Origin of the sequence: Burkholderia sp. L27(2015) (genome assembly GCF_009765705.1) — a bacterium.
Classification (GTDB): Bacteria; Pseudomonadota; Gammaproteobacteria; order Burkholderiales; family Burkholderiaceae; genus LMUX01.
Window position 1 is genome coordinate 899,651 of the sequence record NZ_LMUX01000021.1, and the last position, 18,093, is coordinate 917,743.

An 18,093-nucleotide genomic window follows, 5' to 3' on the forward strand; every position below is an offset into this window, starting at 1 on the left:
TATGTGTCTCCGTGTTCAAAAAAAAACGCTGCCACTTTATCGAAATGATTGTAAATAAACAATGCGTTCCGATTGTTTCGAGTCGGCGTGTCGCTCGCCCCGGGGCAGACCGTGAGCGGCGACTTTACACCAACCGGAGAAAAATTACATTCAGATTACGGATACAGGCCGCGCAGATCGCGCGCCGTCAGAATTCGCGTACACGCGACGATATAGGCCGCGGTCCGAATCGACACCTTATGCTCGCTGGCAACCTGCCAGACGGCGGTGAACGCTTCGCGCATCACGCGCTCCAGCCGCTGGTTGATTTCCTCTTCCGACCAGAAGAAGCTCGAGAAATCCTGCACCCATTCGAAGTACGACACCGTCACGCCACCGGCATTGGCGATCACGTCGGGAATCACCATGATGCCGTTGTCGTTCAGTATGTCGTCGGCGTCCGGCGTGGTCGGGCCATTGGCGCCCTCCACCACGATCTTGGTGCGGATACGCCCGGCGTTATGGACGGTGATCTGGCCTTCAAGCGCGGCGGGAATCAGGATTTCGGTTTCGATCCCCCAAAAATCGTCGGCCGCGATCGCTTCGGCGCCGGCGAAACCACCGACCCCACCATGCTGGGCGACGTGCGCCAGCAAAGCCGGCACATCGAGGCCCGACGGCTTGCTGATGGTGCCGGTGTGATCCTGCACGGCGACGATCTTTGCGCCTTCGTCGGCAAACAAGCGCGCGGCGATGCCGCCCACATTGCCGAAGCCCTGCACAGCGACGCGCGCACTCGATATGTCCAGCCCAAGGTGACGCGCGGTTTCGCAGCCCACCACGAACACGCCACGCCCGGTGGCCTCACGGCGCCCCAGCGAGCCGCCCAGTGCGATCGGCTTGCCGGTGACTACGCCGGTGGCCGTTTGCCCCTGGTTCATCGAGTAGGTGTCCATCATCCACGCCATCACTTGCTCGTTGGTGTTGACGTCGGGAGCCGGAATGTCGGTGTTCGGTCCGATGATGATGCCGATCTCGCTGGTATAGCGACGCGTCATGCGCTCGAGTTCAGAGCGCGAGAGGTTGCGCGGGTCGACGCGGATACCGCCCTTGGCGCCGCCGTAGGGGACGTTGACGGCAGCGTTCTTGATCGACATCCAGGCAGACAAAGCCATCACTTCGGAAAGCGTCACGTCCTGGTGATAACGCACGCCGCCCTTGCCGGGTCCGCGCGATGTGTTGTGCTGGACCCGATAGCCTTCGAAATGGGCGATCGTGCCGTTGTCGAGGTGGATCGGCACATCGACGATCAGCGCGCGCTTGGGACGCTTCAGGGTTTCGATCCAGCGCGACAGCGAGCCGAGGTAAGGCGCGACGCGATCGATTTGCTGAAGGTAAGTGCCCCAGGGACCGAGGTGGTCGGGGTCGAGATAGGACGGGATAGCGTGAGTTTGCGGCATGAACCTTTTCTCCAACGGAACGGGAACTCGATTCGAGTGGCGCCATTGTTAAAAATCCGCGCCCTTAAATCCAATGCCGTTTGTTCATCCCATTATGCATTGCATGCATAACGTCCTTTGCACCTAATTACGCACAAAACAATCGCCGATACTTTAGGCGCCTTCAGCGGCTAACATACTCGTTTCAGCACGCTTGTGATAATCATTTTCTCCCGCTATGCGACCATAGGGCTCACGCGGCCCGCGTAATCGGCCGCCACCGCATCCCATAGCCGCGCAACCAACGCCTGGTTAGCGCTCCCGCCTTGCGCCGCGAGCCGGTCACGGTACAAACGAATTTCCAGCAAGATCGTCAGCGATCCCGGCGGACCCGCGCCACGCTGGTCGCCCGCCTGCGCCATTTCCGCATCCACCGCGATCGGCGAGTCGAGCGGCAACAACCGGCCGCTGGCAATTTCATCCTCGACGGCACTGTGCGGCAAGAACGCGATGCCATGCCCGGCCGTCGCCATGGCTTTGAGCCCTTCGGCCATGTCGGTTTCGTAGACTTTGTCGAAACCCAGTTGCGAACGCGAGTTGGCGATGATGACCGCGGTCATCCGACCCAGGTAAGCATTAGGGGTATACGCGAGGAACGGCGCGACGGCGCTGCCGCCAACCGGCAGCGGGTGGCGCGGCAGACTCGGATTATCGGGGTGCGGTGCGGAAAACGGACTAATCGCTTCGTGCCCAAGTATCAGCATGTCGTAACGCGCCGGGTCGAGCGTCACCGGATGGCTGGGGTGGTGATACCCCATGACCAGGTCGCAACCGCCCTCCACCAGCGACAACAATGCGTCGTGCACATTCAAGGCACGCAGGCGGGTGCGTACCAGCGGCCTGCGATCGTGCGCGTGTTCGCGCTCGTGGCCCCGGCCACTGGCGAGCAATGTTTCGACGTGCTGCAGCCAGCGCGGAAAAAAGGTCAGTGAAAGCGTATGAGGAACCGCGAATTCGATCGTGGTCGTCGGCGCACCGCTTTGGCCGCGCAGCAGAGTCCGGGTCTCTCGCATCTGTGACAGCAAGGTCAGCGCTTGCTCGTAAAACACTTGACCGGCATGGGTCAGGCGGGTCGGATAAACCGATCGATCGATCAGCTCGGTACCGAGCCACGCTTCGAGCGCCTGGATGCGCCGTGAAAACGCCGGCTGCGTGACATGCCGCAGCTCCGCCGAACGGCTGAAACTACGCGTCTCGGCAAGCGATACAAAATCTTCCAGCCATTTCAAATCCATTGCGCCCCCAGATCAGTTTGCTGCCACGGCACTCGCCGGCAACTTGGCGCCTAAGTGATCGATGCCGGCACCGCGGGAACCGACACCGCGAGCGCCGCAGCCTCGTCACCACCATCCACGCCATCGTCCTCGACCGCCTCGACCACGGCAGCCCGCTGTTGCTGCAAGGCCCACATTTGAGCGTACAGCGCGCCGCGCGCGAGCAATTCGATGTGGGTGCCGCGCTCGACGATGCGTCCCGCGTCCATCACCAGAATTTGCTGGGCGTGGATCACGGTCGACAGCCGATGCGCAATGATCAAGGTGGTCCGGTCTCGCGCGATCTGATCCAGCTCGTTCTGGATCGCCCGCTCGGAGCGCGAGTCGAGCGCCGAGGTGGCCTCGTCGAAAATCAGGATCTCGGGGTTCTTCAGCAACGTGCGGGCAATCGCCACGCGCTGCTTCTCGCCGCCGGAGAGCTTCAAGCCGCGCTCGCCCACCGGCGTTTCATAACCCTGCGGCAAGCTCTCGATGAAATCGTGGATGTGTGCCGCCCGCGCCGCGGCGATCACCTGTTCGCGCGACGCAAGCGGATTGCCGTAGGCGATGTTGTAGTAAATCGAATCGTTGAACAGCACCGTATCTTGCGGCACGATGCCGATCGCTGCGCGCAGCGAATGCTGCGTCACGTCGCGAATATCCTGGCCATCGACCGTGATGCGCCCCGCCCCATCGCGCGGCAGGTCGTAAAATCGGAACAGCAGGCGCGCCAACGTCGATTTGCCCGAACCGCTATGTCCGACCACGGCCGTGGTGGTGCCCGCCGCAATCGTAAAACTCACGCCGAATAAAATCTGCCGGGCCGGCTCATACGAAAAATCGACTTGATCGAAGCTGACCTGCGCCCCGTTCACCGCGAGCGCGGGCGCTTCGGGCCGGTCGGCCACCTCGCGGCCCACGTTCATCAGCGTGAACATGCGGTCCATATCGGTCAGGCTCTGTTTGAGCTCGCGATACACCACGCCCAGGAAGTTCAGCGGGATGTAGAGTTGCAGCATGAAGGTGTTCACCAACACCAGATCGCCCAGCGTGAGCTTGCCAGCCATGACGCCATGCACCGCGCGCCACAGGATGAACACCAGCCCGGTGGCGATGATGGCCTGCTGGCCGCCGTTGAGTAGCGACAAGGAATTCTGCGATTGGATCGCGGCGCTGCGATAGCGCCGCAGATTTTCGTCGTAGCGCTGCGCCTCGTATTCCTCGTTGCCGAAGTATTTGACGGTTTCGTAATTGAGCAGCGAGTCGATTGCGCGGCTGTTGGCCCGCGAATCCAGATCGTTCATGGTGCGCCGGAAATGAGTGCGCCACTCGGTGACCTTGACGGTAAACGCTATGTAAGTCACCAGCGCGACCAAGGTGACGATGGCGTAGTACGCCTCATATTTGACGACGAAAAACCCCAGCACCAGCCCCACTTCCACCAGCGTAGGCAGGATGCTGTAAAGCGAATAGGAAATGACCGTCTGGATTCCGCGCGTGCCGCGCTCGATGTCGCGCGTCATGCCCCCGGTCTGGCGATCCAGGTGAAAGCGCAGCGAGAGCGAATGCAAATGCCGAAACACCTGCAGCGCCAGTTGCCTGACAGCGCTCTCGGTCACCTTGATGAACAGGATTTCGCGCAGCTCCGTGAAAATCGCCGTCGACAAACGGACCATCGCGTAGGCCACCACCAGCAGCCCCACGCCGCCGATCACCAGCAGCGCGGGCGGCTGCGTGCCGAGCGAGGTCAGGTGAGCCACAGGCGTGAGCCGGTCGACGATCGCCTTCATGACGACCGGCACGCCGAGGTTGGCGACCTTGGCAGCCAACAGGCAGGTCAGCGCCAAACCCACGCGCGACTTGTATGCCATCAGGTAAGGCAAGAGCGAGCGGATCGTCTGCCAGTCGTTACGGTGGCCTGTGCTGGCTGGCAGGGGCGGTTCGGTTGCTGCGTATCGGCGCATAGGGTCGTTTTTCTTGAGCGGCGCGCGGAGCACGCCTGGGTGCACGGGGTTGCTCGGGGTTCGGCGGCCTTGCGCCGCTCCGGCCGGCGCTGGGCACGGATGGCCCGGCATCCGCCGCGACCGACTCGCAGGGGTTTTCCCGTACAATTACATTCTCATATTGTCGCAGAAGACGGGCGCTCGCACGGTGCAACGCGCAATGCGTCCAACCATACCCATAAGGGATCCAAACCATGACCGAAACAAACGTGCAACTGCCCGAAACTAAATCGCCGGCCTTAAGGGTGATGGCACAGCCCGCGGATGCCAACGTGCATGGGGACGTGTTTGGCGGCTGGATCATGGCGCAGGTCGATATCGCCGGCTCGATTCCGGCGGTGCAGCGCGCCGGCGGCCGCGTGGCCACCATCGCGGTGAATTCGTTTATTTTCAAGCAGCCGGTATTCGTCGGCGACTTGCTCAGTTTCTATGCTGACGTCGTCAAGACCGGCAACACGTCGGTGACCGTATCGGTGGAAGTTTATGCGCAGCGGATGCGCGTCGCCGAGTGCGTCAAGGTGACCGAAGCCACGCTGACGTATGTCGCCACGGATAGCGATCGGCGGCCACGCGCGTTACCGCAACTGCAATAACGCTCAGGCGGCGGCCGACAAGGGGTCCGGACCTCGGGAAGCCGCCAGCAGCTTGGGGATCCCTTCATGCGAGATCGGCTTGGAAAAATAGTAGCCCTGCATTTCGTCGCATAGGCGATCTTTGAGGAAATCGAGTTGTGCCAAGGTTTCCACGCCCTCTGCAATCACCTGCAATTGCAGCGAGTGTGCGAGGGTAATGATGGCTGAGGTGATGGTTTCGTCCTCGTCGCTGCGGCCAATGTCGTTGACGAACGAGCGGTCGATCTTCAAACGATCGACCGGGAAGCGCTTGAGATAGCCCAGGCTTGAGTAGCCCGTACCGAAATCGTCGATGGCCAGACCAATGCCAATCGCGCGCAACTCACCGAGCATCGTGGCGGCTTCTTCACCGTTGCGCATGATCGCGCTTTCGGTCAGTTCGAGCTCCAGATATTTCGGCTCCAGTCCGGTCTCTTCCAGCACCGACTTGACCAGCGTCGCGATGTTCTTGCGGTGGAACTGACGCGCCGACAAATTGACCGACACGCGCGCCGGCGGCAAACCGGCGTCCTGCCACGCCTTGTTTTGACGGCAGGCCTCGCGCAACACCCATTCGCCCAAGGGCGCAATCAACCCGCTCTCCTCGGCCACCGGTATAAACGCGCCCGGCGAAATCAGACCGAATTCCGGGTCCTGCCACCGCACCAGCGCTTCGAGGCCGACCACCCGGCCAGTGAGCAGATCCACCTGCGGCTGGTAATGCAGCAGGAATTCCTGGTCGCGCAGCGCCCGGCGCAGCCGCCGCTCGAGGTCCAGGCGCGTGCCCACCGTGGCGTTCATCTCAGGCTGATAGAACTGGTAAGTATTGCGCCCCAGATCCTTGGCGCGATACATCGCCTGATCGGCCTTCTTCAGCAAAGTCTCGCCGTCGGTGCCGTCCTGCGGAAAGAGGCTGGCGCCCATGCTGCAGCCCACATACAGCTCGGTTTCGTCGATCCACATCGGCTCGGCGATGGCAGCGCGAGCGCGCTCCATCCAGGTCATCACGGCGTTTTCGTCGGCGGGGTCGTCCAGCACCACGACGAATTCGTCGCCGCCGTGGCGCGCCACGGTATCGCTAGAGCGGGCACATTGCGTAAGCCGCTCGGCAATCACCGTCAGCAGCTTGTCGCCCACACTGTGCCCGAGTCCGTCATTCACGTTCTTGAAGCCGTCAAGATCGATAAATATCACCGCCAGATAGCCGGCACCGCGCGTGGCGCGCGCCAATGCCTGTTCGAGCCGGTCGCGCAGCAAATTGCGGTTGGGCATGCGCGTCAGCGCATCGTAATTAGCCTGGTATTCGAGCTGTTCCTGATATTGGATCAGCTCGGTCACGTCGTTGATCACGCTGATGTGATGCGTGGTGCGGCCATCGGCATCGGGAACCGGCGCAATGTACAGTTGGTTCCAGAACAGTGCGCCATCCTTGCGGTAATTGCGCAGCACGGCGCTGACTTCGCGGTCGGCCTTCAGCGCCTCGCGTATCAGCTCCAACCCTTCCTGATCGCGGTCGTCGCGCTGCAGGAATCGGCAGTCGTACCCGAGCGCCTCGCTGGCCTCATAACCGGTAATGCGCTTGAAAGCGGGGTTCACGTACTCGATCATGTTGCCCTCGCTGGTCGGGGCAGTAATCATGATGGCGTTCACGCTGGCGTCGAGCGCGCGGCTTTGCAGGCGCAACGCCAGTTCGGAGCGCTTTTGTTCGGTGATATCCGTGAACGTGCCGAGCAAGCCGATGATGCGCCCTTCACCGCTCATGAGCGGCAGCTTGCTGCTCAGCACGTTGTGCTCGGCGCCCTGATGATCGATAAGCACCTCCTCGATCTGCATCTTCGGGATGCCGGTTGCCATCACTTCCTGATCTTGCTCGCGCATCGCTTGCGCGGAACTGCCCCATGGCAAATCGTCATCGAGCTTGCCGATCACCTGCTCGGTGTAGGCCAGGCCGGCATCGCGCGCAAAGGCGATGTTGCAACCGAGGAAACGCGATTCGTGATCCTTCCAGAAAATCCGCTGCGGGATGTTGTCGATAATGCTCTCGAGCATCTGGTTCGAGCGGTGGACTTCGGCCTCGACCTTCATGTAATCGGTGACGTCGTTGGCCAGCACGAAACAGGCACGGCGGTTGCGAAACGCGATCATGTGATACGACAAGTCGGCATTGATCGCCGTGCCGTCGCGGCGCACATGCTTCCAGACACCCGCCGCGCCATGGGCGCCGGCGGCGTGGCTGGCGCGCTCGAAGCGGGCCAGATAGGATTCCAGACGCCCGACATCCTCTGGCGCATAGATGTCGCGGATCGACATCGAGTAGAACTCGGCTTCGCTGAAACCATATTGGGCGCGCGCCGCGTCGTTGACCGCGAGAAATTTCAGCGATTCGGCATCGTGCACCCACATTGGCACTGGATGGCCGTCGAATAAGTCGCGAAAGCGCGCGTCGCGGTCGCGCAAGGTGTGGGAACGGTTGGGCAGCAGGCGCTGCACGCCACCGTGGGCGAGGCTGCTGTAAAGCCAGATCAGGACGCCGGCGATGAAGAAACCCACCAACGCCGCCACGCCATCTCGCGCCAGACGGTGCGTGGGACCGGGACGGTCGGCGCCGAGCATCGCGTCGAATCCGGCCAGTGCCGTGTTCAGTATGCTGTCGATGCGGCGTGCCACAGCGCCTGGGATCGTCGTATTGCTCGCTTCGGTCGCCGCGGCGCCGGTTGGCGTTGCGCTGGTTAATGCTGCTGCGCTCACCCCGGCACCGGTTGTTGTCGTGCCGGTTGTTGTCGTGCCGGTTGTTGTCTCGGTTGCTGCTGTGTCGGTTGCTGTCTTGCCCGCTGTCGCTGCGTCTGTTGCTGCTGCGCCGCTTGTCCCCGCTCCGGTGGACCGTGCCGGTGGCGCCTGGAGGTCAGCTCGCATCAAATCCGCGGCGCGCCGGGCCGCCGCCGTGGGCGATCGGAAATCTGACGCATCGTCGGACGGGGCGCGCGACGATGAGGCCGGCGCTTCGTACCGGGAAGACGAGGCCTCTCCCCAGGCGGTGCATGCCCAAAGCCCGGTCGCGCTGATTACCGCTGCCACGATCGCCGATCTGATCACGTGCTGTTTCGGCATGTGTAGCGTCATATTCCCCTGTTTTGGTCGTTAAATCAGCCGGCTGGTCAGCGCGGGTGGTATTCCCGTTATCCATCCGATCCGCCGGACGGCGATCGGGTTTTGCCCCATCAATTTAATGGTTAACGGCAACAGTTTTATTTCTTTGAGAGTAGCGGCACTATAACAGGCAAAATTCACGCAATGCTGGCAGAAAGTCGTGATTAGGCGTGGCGCGTCGCGACAATTTGACCAAAATATAGCGCTGAAACGGGTCGATCCTGCTCCAGGCGGCGTCGCTGAGCGGCGGCGTCCCATGCAGGTCGCATTGTTTGAGCACCGCCGTAGGGACTGCGCCGGGCCGAGCCCATGCCGCCGCACCGGATGAGGTCGAGGAAGGCGACAAATCGGACGCTTCGGTTTGAGCTTCCAGCGGGACCGTACTGGTCGCGCTTACCCGTTCGCGCAAATACACGGCAAAGCGCGCCGCACGGGCTTGCACGACCGCTTCGGGCGCGCTCCCGTCACGTGCCGCTTCAGACGCCCCCTCATGGGTTACCTCATGTGCCCCCTCCAACGCCAACGCCAGCGGCATCTGCACCAGCGCCACGCGGTCGGCGTGCGGCAAAGCCTGCCATTGGTCCAGCGTCAGATGCAGGCCGCACCGATCGAGGTTGAAACGCACGCACATCGGAATAAAAGTCAGGTTTTCCGAAGAAACGATTTCGAAGTCGAACAACAGCGGCAGATCGGGAAGTGGCATACGATTGTGGTTTCCAGTCATTAGGCGGTCTACGCCCTATCAACGGAACTGTAATGCTAAATGAGACCGACACCGAAAAATCCGGCTGGTGCGAACGCAGCGTAGTGCGCCATCGAGGCGGCGCCAGCGAGCCAGCTATAGACAGCGTCGCCGAAGAGTGGCCGGTTGCATTGGTGTTCAATGGTATCTCACATGCGGTGATGATGACCACGCCGCGCGATCTGGAAGCGTTTGCGGTCGGTTTTGCGCTCACCGAGGGGATCGTCGAGCGCGGTCACGATATCCAGGACATCGAGGTTCAGATCGGCGATGACAGTGCCGCCGTTCACCTCACCATCGTGCAACAAGCGTTCGTGAGCCTGAAAGACAAGCGCCGCGCGCTGGCCGGGCGTACCGGCTGCGGCGTGTGCGGTATCGAAAGTATCGAGTTGCTCGATCTGGCTCCCGAAGTCGTGGGCGACCACGGCTTGTTGCGCGCCCTCGCGCCCGATGCAGTGCAGCAGGCCGCGCACCAGTTGCCGGCGCATCAGACGCTGATGCGCTCGACCGGCGGCGTCCATGCCGCGGCCTGGTGCGATGCGCAGGGCACGGTGCGTTTCGTGTTCGAGGACGTCGGTCGCCACAACGCCCTGGACAAGCTGATCGGGCATCTGGTGCTGCAGCGCGAGGACCTGTCGCAAGGCTTCGTTTTCATGTCGAGCCGGGCAAGCTACGAATTGGTACGCAAAGCAGCGCGTATGGATATCGCGATGCTCGCCACCATATCCGCGCCATCCTCGCTGGCGATCCGAATCGCGGAGAAAGCCGCGATCCGTCTAGTCAGCTTTTGTCGCGAGCAAGGCTACGTCGAATATGCAGCCGGCCACGCCGAGCGCAGCGCTTAGCTAACGAGCGCAGCGCTTAACTATCCACCGCAACGATTAACCGACCAGCGCAGCGCCTAACTAAACCAGCGCCGCGATTAACTAAACCGCGAGAAATCCGGCTTGCGTTTCTCGAAGAACGCGCTCATGGCCTCGCGCGCTTCGGGTGCGCGCAACATCTGCGAGAAATGCGTCAACTCCTCGCCTATACGCGCGGCGATTTTCGCTTCGCCCCCCGCGCCGCCCTTAAGCAGCGACTTGGTCACACGCAACGAAGCCGGCGGCAAGGCCACCAGCTTGCGAGCCTGCGCGTGGGCATAGGCCAGCACTTCGCCAGCGGGCAACACTTTGTTGACGAAACCCATCGCGAACGCCTCCTGAGCATCGAACGCGTCGCCAGTCAGCAGCTTTTCGGCCGCGCGCTGATACCCGGCAATCTGCGGCAACAACAAACTCGAAGCGGCCTCCGGACACAAGCCGAGCGCTGCGAACGGTAGCGAAAAACGCGCCGTGTCGGCCGCGTACACCAGATCGCAATGCAGCAGCAGCGTCGTTCCGATGCCCACCGCCGGACCCGAGACGGCGGCGAGCACAGGCTTGGAGGCGGTGCTGATGCGCGTGAGGAATTGCACCACCGGCGAATCCAAGCCCGCGGGTGGCCGCTTCATGAAATCTTCGAGATCGTTGCCGGCGCTGAATATCTCCGGGCTCCCTCGAAAGAGGACTGCGCGCACGGCCGGGTCCTGCTCCGCGCCGGCGAGCGCATCCACCATCGTCTGATACATGGCCGAGGTGATCGAGTTCTTCTTCTCAGGCCGGTTAAACGCGATAGTCAGCAGGCCGGCCTCGATACCAACCACGATGGGCGATGAGGGGGCCGGCTCGATCGAAGGGTTCATAGTGGTGTGCTCGCTGGACATTTACATACGCTCGAAAATGCCTGCCGCGCCCATACCGGTCCCGACACACATCGTCACCATGCCGTATTTCATCTGATGACGGCGCAGCGCATGAACCACGGTCGAGGCACGAATCGCACCCGTTGCGCCAAGCGGATGGCCCAGTGCAATCGCACCGCCCATGCGGTTGACCTTGCTCGCGTCCAGCCCCAGGTCATTGATCACGGCCAGCGACTGGGCAGCAAACGCCTCGTTCAACTCGATCCAGTCAAGATCGTCCTGCTTGAGCCCCGCGGTTTTGAGCGCAGCAGGAATCGCTTCCTTGGGCCCTATGCCCATGATTTCCGGGGGCACACCGCGCACCGAGAAACTGACAAAGCGCGCGAGCGGCGTCAGGTTGAATTCCTTGAGGATTTTTTCGGAAACGACGATCAGCGCGCCGGCGCCGTCGGACGTCTGCGAACTGTTGCCGGCCGTCACCGAGCCCTTGTTCGCGAACACCGGGCGCAACTTGCCCAAACCTTCGAGACTGGTATCGGGACGCGGACCTTCGTCGAGACTGATCTCGCGGCTGTTAGCCTGCACTTCGCCGCTAACCAGGTTCGGCCGTTTCTCGATGACCGTGAACGGCGCGATTTCATCGGCGAATTCGCCCGCCTGTTGTGCACGGATCGCTTTCAGGTGCGATTGCAGCGCGAATTCGTCCTGCGCATCGCGGCTGATTTTCCAGCGCTCGGCCACGCGCTCTGCGGTCAGGCCCATGCCGTAGGCAATCCCGACATCTTCATTGCGGTCGAACACATGCGGCGAAATCGACGGCTTGTTGCCCATCATCGGCACCATGCTCATGGACTCGCAACCGCCGGCAATCATCACCTCGGCTTCGCCGACGCGAATCCGGTCGGCCGCCATCGCCAGCGCGGTCAGGCCAGACGCACAAAAACGGTTGACCGTCACGCCACCGACCGATTGCGGCAAGCCGGCCAGCAACGCGCCCATGCGCGCAACGTTCAGGCCTTGCTCGGCCTCGGGAATCGCGCAGCCTATGATGGCGTCTTGAATCAACGCGGTGTCCAGCCCCGGCACCTGGGCCACCGCCGCGCGCAGGGCGGCGACCAGCAACTCGTCCGGACGGGTATTGCGAAACACGCCGCGGCCCGACCGACCGATCGGTGTGCGGCTCGCGGCAACGATATAGGCTTCCTGCAGCATCTTGCTCATCGGGTAACTCCTTAGCCTCGCGTACGAGATTAGTTACGTACGGGTTTGCCGGTCTGCAGCATTCCCATGACGCGTTCCTGTGTTTTGGACATACCGAGCAATTCGATAAATGCGCGGCGCTCCAGCGTCAACAGCCAGTTCTCATCCACTACGCTGCCCGCTTCGACGTCACCGCCGCAGATCACCTCGGCGATACGGCTGCCGATCAGGTAATCGTGCTCAGAAATAAAACGTCCGTCGCGCATATTCACGAGGTTCGCCTTGATGGTCGCGATCACCGAACGGCCGGCCACCGGAATGGCGTTATCGCGCAGCGGCGGGCGATACCCGCTGGCGGCCAGCGCACGCGCTTCGCCACGCGCCGTATCCAGTAGCTCGAATACGTTGAACACGATAGGATCGGTCGCCTTCAGATAACCCATTTCGCGCGCTTCGATGGCCGAGCCCGAAACCTTGGCCATCGCGGCGTTTTCGAATGAGCGGCTCAGAAACGGCAGCAGGTTGCCCGGTGCGTTGGTCGCTTGCGCGGCTTGAGCGGCGCGTATTGCCGCTTCCTTCAAACCGCCGCCGGCCGGCACCAGGCCGACACCCACTTCAACCAGTCCCAGGTAAGTTTCAAAATGCACGACACGCCGGGCGCAATGCAGGCTCAGCTCACAGCCTCCACCCAGCGCAATACCGGAAATCGCCGCCACGACCGGCACGTTCGCGTACTTGATGCGCAGCATGGTCTGCTGGAAACTCGCGACGAACGGCTCGATGCCTTTTGCGCCCTTGGTCATGAAAAGCGGCAACGCGGCTTCAAGGTTGGCGCCCGCGGAAAAAGGGCCGCCCGGCGCGCCCAGCTTCAGCGATGTCGGCTGCCAAACCACCAGCGCACGATAGTCCGCCTCGGCCAGTTCGATCGACTTCGCCAATCCCTCAAGCACTTCAGGCCCTATCGTATTCATCTTGCTCTTGAACGACACGACCACCACATCGTCGTGACCGGCACGCGTGTCGACCCAGGCGCGCAGACCGTCGTTTTCGAACAGCGTCTTGCCGTAGGTCAGTGGATTCAAGCCGCTTTCGCCGGCGATCTGGGCACGAAATACCTGACGCTGATAAACCGGCAGCGCGCTGCGCGGCACGAACGACTGAGCGCTCGCCGACCAGGAGCCGGCGTCGCCATGCACGCCACCGGCGTCCGCAACCGGACCGCTGAACACCCATGCGGGCAGCGGCGCCGAACTTAGCGCGTGGCCATTGTCGATATCGTCCTTGACCCATTCGGCGATCTGCTTCCAGCCCGCCTGCTGCCAACTCTCGAACGGGCCTTCGTTCCAGCCGAAACCCCAGCGGATCGCTAAGTCGATGTCGCGTGCGTTATCGGCCACGCTATCGAGATGAATCGCGATGTAATGAAACACATCGCGGAAGATCGCCCACAGGAATTGCGCCTGCGGGTGCGTGCTTTCGCGCAGCAGCTTGAAACGCTCGGCCGCGGGCCGCTTGAGGATGCGTCCGATCAGCTCGTCAGCCTTACCGCTGGCTTCGACGTATTCACCTTTGAGCGGATCCAGCACCTTGATAGTCTTGCCTTCCTTCTTGTAGAAACCGGCGCCGCTCTTTTGCCCCAACGCGCCCTGCTCCACCAGCTTGGCCAGTACTGCCGGCGTCTGATACACCGGGAAGAACGGATCATCGGCCAGGTTGTCCTGCATCGTGCGGATCACATGCCCCATCGTGTCCAGTCCGACGACGTCGGCGGTGCGAAAGGTCGCCGATTTGGCGCGCCCCAGACGGCTGCCCGTCAGGTCGTCGACCACGTCGAAACCAATGCTATATTTCTGCGCTTCAGCAACCACGGCGAGTATCGAAAACACGCCTACGCGGTTGGCGATAAAGTTCGGCGTATCTTTTGCACGCACGACACCTTTGCCGACCGTGCTGGTCAGGAATATCTCCAGGTTGTCGAGAATGTCGGCGCGCGTGTGCGCGGTCGGGATCAGCTCGACCAGATGCATGTAGCGCGGCGGATTGAAAAAATGCACCCCGCAAAAACGTTCTTTCAGCTCGGGCGAAAACCCTTCGGATAGCGCATTAATAGCCAGCCCCGAGGTGTTGCTCGCGAAAATCGCATGCGGCGCGAGATGCGGCGACACCTTGCGATACAAATCGTGTTTCCAGTCCATGCGCTCGGCGATCGCCTCGATCACCAGATCGCAGTCGGCCAAACTGGCCAGATCGTCTTCGTAATTGGCGGCCTGCAGATACTTCGCATCCTCTTTCTGGCCGAACGGCGCCGGGCTGAGTTTCTTCAGATTCTCGATCGCTTTGAGTGCGATGGCATTTTTTGACGAGCCGCTGGAAGGCAGGTCAAACAGCACGACAGGCACGCGTGCATTGACGAGGTGGGCTGCAATTTGCGCGCCCATCACGCCTGCGCCGAGTACGGCGACCTTGCGTATGATCAGATTGCTCACGAAATTCCTCCGGGGGTAAATGAGGGCGATGCAAATCGCGGTGATGCGGTCGAGCTACTGCAGTGGGCTCAGGCTAATGGATTCACACTAGCCCCGCTTGCGGCAACTCGATCCGGGGTTGCATTTAGAACAGCGCCACGTCCACATCCATCATCGACTTCGCACCCGCGCGCGCCGCGCGTATGGTCGAGGCCGTTTCGGGCAGCAGCTTGGCAAAGTAGAACCGCGCGGTGGCCAGCTTCGATTGGTAGAAAATATCGCCGCTGTCCTGCTTGTCCAGCGCGATGCGCGCCATCCGGGCCCAGAAGTAGGAATACACCAGGTGCCCGACGGTACGCAGATACGGCACCGCCGCCGCGCCCACTTCATCGGGATTGGCCATCGCCTTCATGCCGATTTCCATGGTCAGCTTCTGTACCTTGTCGCCGATATCGGCCAGCGGGTTGATGAACTCCTGCATCTCCGGCTTCACGCCTTCCGCTTCGACAAATTCGGTCACCAGCGCACCGAACTTCTTGAGTTTGGCGCCCATGTCGCCGAGCACTTTGCGACCGAGCAAGTCGAGCGATTGGATCGCGTTGGTGCCTTCGTAGATCATGTTGATACGGGCATCGCGTACGTATTGCTCCATGCCCCATTCGCGAATGAAGCCGTGGCCGCCAAAAATCTGCAGGCCGTGGTTCGTCGCTTCGAATGCGTTATCCGTGATGAAGGCCTTGATCACCGGCGTGAGCAGCGCGACCAGGTCGGCCGATTCGCGGCGAACGGCCTCGTCTTCACTCGAGAGTTCCTTGTCGATCTGCAAGGCGGTCCAGTACGCAAACGCACGCGCGCCTTCCGCATAGGCTTTTTGCGTCAACAGCAGGCGCCGTACATCGGGATGAACAATGATCGGGTCGGCGGCTTTTTCGGGCGCTTTGACGCCGGACAACGAACGCATCTGCAGGCGCTCTTTCGCATAGACCAGCGAGTTCTGATACGCCACTTCGGTCAAACCCAGACCCTGCATGCCCACGCCCATACGCGCCGCGTTCATCATCACGAACATCGCGTTCAAGCCGCGATGCGGCTCGCCCACGAGCCAGCCACGCGCGGCGTCGAGATTCATCACGCAGGTGGCGTTGCCGTGGATGCCCATCTTGTGCTCGATCGAGCCGCACGCAATGCCGTTGCGCTCGCCAGGCTTGCCGTCGGCGTCGGGCAGGAACTTCGGCACGACGAACAGCGAGATCCCCTTGGTTCCCGGCGGCGCATCGGGCAAGCGCGCCAGCACCAGGTGAATGATGTTGGCGGCCAGGTCATGTTCGCCGCTGGAGATAAAAATCTTGGTGCCGGTAACTCGATACGAGCCGTCGGTGTCCGGTACGGCCTTGGTGCGCAAGATGCCCAGGTCGGTGCCGCAATGCGGCTCGGTCAGGCACATGGTGCCGGTCCACTCGCCCGAGACCAGCTTGGGCAAGTACAAGCTCTGCTGCTCCGGCGTGCCGTGTTCGTGCAGACACTCGTAGGCACCATGCGAAAGGCCCGGGTACATCGTCCACGCCTGATTGGCCGAATTCAGCATTTCAAACAGCGCGTTATTGACGAACACCGGCAGGCCCTGGCCGCCGAACTTCGGATCGCAGCCCAACGCGGGCCAGCCTGCTTCGACGTATTGTTCGTACGCCTGCCTGAAACCTGCGGGCGTGGCGACTACACCGTTGTTCCAGGTGCAGCCTTCGATATCGCCGCTCTGATTGATCGGGAAGACCACTTCGGAACAGAATTTGCCGGCTTCCTCGAGAACCTGGTTGATGGTCTCGGCGTCAAGATCCGCATGGGCCGGCATGGCCTTGAGTTCGCTTTCGACGTTGAGCAGTTCGTGCATGACGAATTGCATGTCTCGCAGCGGCGCGGTGTACTGTCCCATGGCCTTCCTCCTGAAATGATTGATTCTAAAACCCGCCTAAAACCCGCGTGATCGTCGCGTGATCGCCGCGTAATATCCACGCGATACCGGCCGGATTCAGCGCTCGCTCTGGTAAGAAACGAACAGCTTCTCGAGTGCGTCGCGCGTCAATTGCACCGCGTCGGGTAGACGCAGGAATCGAGCATCGTGATGCAAACCCAGCGTGTAGCTATATAACTCGAACAACATCATTTGCGGATTGACGTCCGCGCGCAGGTGGCCTTCGTCGCGGGCCTGCGCAATCGCGCGCAACAACGCGCTACGCCACATCTGCACGCTCTGCACCAACTGCTCGCGCACTGCACTGGCCGCGCGGTCGTCATATTCGACCGCGCCACTGATGTAGATGCAGCCGGTCTTGACCTCTTGAATGCGCTTTTCCATCCAACGTCCGACCATCGAGCGCAGACGCGGCAAACCGCGTGTCTCACGCAAACTCGGATAAAACACTTCCTGTTCGAACCGCCGGTGATACTCGCGGACCACCTCGACCTGCAAATCCTCGCGCGAGCCGAAGTGAGCGAAGACACCGCTTTTGCTCATCTGCATGCGCTCGGCCAGTAGGCCTATGGTCAAGCCTTCCAGGCCATCGCGTCCCGCCAGTTCGATCGCGGCATCAAGAATCGCAACCCGTGTCTGCTCGCCCTTACGCATGATCTTCACGCCCATAACCTGCGTCATGCCTTTAACCGCCTTTTCTAGTGATCGAAATAAAATCGAACGGCCGTACTATTATTAGCGGCAGCCGTGACAGGAACAAGTACTTTATTAGAAACGCTTTTCTAACTGCGATGGTAGACCAGCAAGCGCGGGCAGAAGCCCGGATCGCGAGCGCGGCGCGCTGCATGGCGATCCGGCCCAGCGTTAGCGGTAACCGTGGGAATTGAGTCCGGCATAGCACGGCACGAGGCTGCGCGGAGTGGCATCTGTCCGCAGCTAGTCTAGCGCGCTTGGGCGAGACGCTGCGGCAATTGCAGAATGGCGGTGCGGTTTGATAAGGAGAAGCAACGCGCGGCGGCTTGCTCGTAAGGCAACCACAGCGAGGCGGTATGCTCGCGTGGCGAAAGTGTCACTTCGATATCGCGCGGCACCTCGACACTGAACCAGTGCTCGGTATTGCGCGTGACACCCGGCGCGTAGCGATGCCGCCAGACCGGATAGATCTCATAGTCGATGGCGTGCTGCCAGTCGCGCAGCGCAGTGCGCGGCACTCGCGGGCCGCCGATGACGATGCCGGTCTCCTCAAAGACTTCCCGGATCGCGGTTTCATCCAACGGCTCGTCGAGGCTGTCCTTGGATCCAGTCACCGATTGCCAAAAGCCGGCGCGGTCAGCGCGTTCGATGATCAGCACTTCCAGGTCTATGGTGTGTATCACCACCAGGACCGACACGGGGATTTTTGCAGTTGTCATCCCTTACCCTCGCGCAGCCCGGCGATTGCGCACCCGGCCGAGTTGATTTCAAACAATGCGCTCGAACAATGAGTTCGAACAAAAAAGGCG

The 18,093-nt window shown here is 61.5% G+C and carries 14 protein-coding genes; 3 read left to right on the forward strand and 11 right to left on the reverse strand.

Features of this window, described 5'->3' with window-relative positions:
- Positions 1-155 precede the first annotated feature (155 nt).
- From GSQ77_RS22445 to GSQ77_RS22455, 3 genes are all read right to left on the reverse strand, one after another.
- Positions 156-1,439 (reverse strand): Glu/Leu/Phe/Val dehydrogenase, encoded by a 1,284-nt coding sequence (locus GSQ77_RS22445; RefSeq protein WP_158904968.1) that lies wholly within the window; start codon positions 1,437-1,439, stop codon positions 156-158.
- 215 nt (positions 1,440-1,654) lie between these two features.
- Positions 1,655-2,713, reverse strand: coding sequence for a LysR family transcriptional regulator (locus tag GSQ77_RS22450; protein WP_158904970.1), 1,059 nt, complete (start codon positions 2,711-2,713; stop codon positions 1,655-1,657).
- 50 nt (positions 2,714-2,763) lie between these two features.
- The gene (locus GSQ77_RS22455; RefSeq protein WP_158904972.1) at positions 2,764-4,695 is read right to left on the reverse strand and encodes an ABC transporter ATP-binding protein/permease; all 1,932 of its coding nucleotides are present in this window, start codon (positions 4,693-4,695) and stop codon (positions 2,764-2,766) included.
- A gap of 233 nt (positions 4,696-4,928) precedes the next feature.
- Here GSQ77_RS22455 and GSQ77_RS22460 point away from each other — a divergent pair, with 233 nt between their 5' ends.
- A complete protein-coding gene (locus tag GSQ77_RS22460; RefSeq protein ID WP_158904974.1) occupies positions 4,929-5,327 on the forward strand; it encodes an acyl-CoA thioesterase in 399 nt (132 codons plus the stop codon).
- A gap of 3 nt (positions 5,328-5,330) precedes the next feature.
- On the opposite strand, the gene GSQ77_RS22465 is transcribed toward GSQ77_RS22460, so the two are convergent.
- Complete coding sequence (locus GSQ77_RS22465; RefSeq protein WP_367889689.1) at positions 5,331-8,012, reverse strand: EAL domain-containing protein; 2,682 nt, start codon at positions 8,010-8,012, stop codon at positions 5,331-5,333.
- Here GSQ77_RS22465 and GSQ77_RS29640 point away from each other — a divergent pair.
- Positions 7,981-8,487, forward strand: coding sequence for a hypothetical protein (locus tag GSQ77_RS29640; RefSeq protein ID WP_254067741.1), 507 nt, complete (start codon positions 7,981-7,983; stop codon positions 8,485-8,487). The genes GSQ77_RS22465 and GSQ77_RS29640 overlap by 32 nt on opposite strands.
- Before the next feature lie 126 nt (positions 8,488-8,613).
- Here GSQ77_RS29640 and GSQ77_RS22470 read toward each other — a convergent pair whose 3' ends face one another.
- Positions 8,614-9,195, reverse strand: coding sequence for a nitrate reductase associated protein (locus GSQ77_RS22470; protein ID WP_158904978.1), 582 nt, complete (start codon positions 9,193-9,195; stop codon positions 8,614-8,616).
- Between the two features lie 53 nt (positions 9,196-9,248).
- Here GSQ77_RS22470 and fdhD point away from each other — a divergent pair, with 53 nt between their 5' ends.
- The gene (fdhD, locus tag GSQ77_RS22475) at positions 9,249-10,079 is read left to right on the forward strand and encodes a formate dehydrogenase accessory sulfurtransferase FdhD (RefSeq protein ID WP_158904980.1); all 831 of its coding nucleotides are present in this window, start codon (positions 9,249-9,251) and stop codon (positions 10,077-10,079) included.
- 77 nt (positions 10,080-10,156) lie between these two features.
- Here fdhD and GSQ77_RS22480 read toward each other — a convergent pair whose 3' ends face one another.
- The 6 genes from GSQ77_RS22480 to nudB all read right to left on the reverse strand — a co-directional run bounded on the left by GSQ77_RS22480 (position 10,157) and on the right by nudB (position 18,003).
- Entirely contained in the window at positions 10,157-10,957 is an 801-nt protein-coding gene (locus GSQ77_RS22480) for an enoyl-CoA hydratase (RefSeq protein WP_158904982.1), read from the reverse strand.
- 21 nt (positions 10,958-10,978) lie between these two features.
- Positions 10,979-12,178 (reverse strand): acetyl-CoA C-acyltransferase, encoded by a 1,200-nt coding sequence (locus GSQ77_RS22485; protein WP_158904984.1) that lies wholly within the window; start codon positions 12,176-12,178, stop codon positions 10,979-10,981.
- Between the two features lie 29 nt (positions 12,179-12,207).
- A complete protein-coding gene (locus tag GSQ77_RS22490) occupies positions 12,208-14,643 on the reverse strand; it encodes a 3-hydroxyacyl-CoA dehydrogenase/enoyl-CoA hydratase family protein (protein ID WP_158904986.1) in 2,436 nt (811 codons plus the stop codon).
- Positions 14,644-14,767: 124 nt separating this feature from the next.
- Entirely contained in the window at positions 14,768-16,552 is a 1,785-nt protein-coding gene (locus GSQ77_RS22495) for an acyl-CoA dehydrogenase C-terminal domain-containing protein (RefSeq protein WP_158904988.1), read from the reverse strand.
- 96 nt (positions 16,553-16,648) lie between these two features.
- Entirely contained in the window at positions 16,649-17,245 is a 597-nt protein-coding gene (locus GSQ77_RS22500) for a TetR/AcrR family transcriptional regulator (RefSeq protein ID WP_158906483.1), read from the reverse strand.
- Positions 17,246-17,532: 287 nt separating this feature from the next.
- Positions 17,533-18,003, reverse strand: a complete 471-nt coding sequence (gene nudB, locus GSQ77_RS22505) for a dihydroneopterin triphosphate diphosphatase (RefSeq protein WP_158904990.1) — start codon at positions 18,001-18,003, stop codon at positions 17,533-17,535.
- Between the last annotated feature and the right edge of the window lie 90 nt (positions 18,004-18,093).

Excerpts from the sequence above, each read along its gene's own strand:
- GSQ77_RS22500 (WP_158906483.1), bottom strand. The coding sequence starts at position 17,245 with ATGCGTAAGGGCGAGCAGACACGGGTTGCGATTCTTGATGCCGCGATC.
- GSQ77_RS22485 (WP_158904984.1), bottom strand. The coding sequence starts at position 12,178 with ATGAGCAAGATGCTGCAGGAAGCCTATATCGTTGCCGCGAGCCGCACA.
- GSQ77_RS22480 (WP_158904982.1), bottom strand. The coding sequence starts at position 10,957 with ATGAACCCTTCGATCGAGCCGGCCCCCTCATCGCCCATCGTGGTTGGT.
- GSQ77_RS22450 (WP_158904970.1), bottom strand. The coding sequence starts at position 2,713 with ATGGATTTGAAATGGCTGGAAGATTTTGTATCGCTTGCCGAGACGCGT.
- GSQ77_RS22455 (WP_158904972.1), bottom strand. The coding sequence starts at position 4,695 with ATGCGCCGATACGCAGCAACCGAACCGCCCCTGCCAGCCAGCACAGGC.
- GSQ77_RS22495 (WP_158904988.1), bottom strand. The coding sequence starts at position 16,552 with ATGGGACAGTACACCGCGCCGCTGCGAGACATGCAATTCGTCATGCAC.
- GSQ77_RS22460 (WP_158904974.1), top strand. The coding sequence starts at position 4,929 with ATGACCGAAACAAACGTGCAACTGCCCGAAACTAAATCGCCGGCCTTA.
- GSQ77_RS22470 (WP_158904978.1), bottom strand. The coding sequence starts at position 9,195 with ATGCCACTTCCCGATCTGCCGCTGTTGTTCGACTTCGAAATCGTTTCT.
- fdhD (WP_158904980.1), top strand. The coding sequence starts at position 9,249 with ATGCTAAATGAGACCGACACCGAAAAATCCGGCTGGTGCGAACGCAGC.
- GSQ77_RS22445 (WP_158904968.1), bottom strand. The coding sequence starts at position 1,439 with ATGCCGCAAACTCACGCTATCCCGTCCTATCTCGACCCCGACCACCTC.
- nudB (WP_158904990.1), bottom strand. The coding sequence starts at position 18,003 with ATGACAACTGCAAAAATCCCCGTGTCGGTCCTGGTGGTGATACACACC.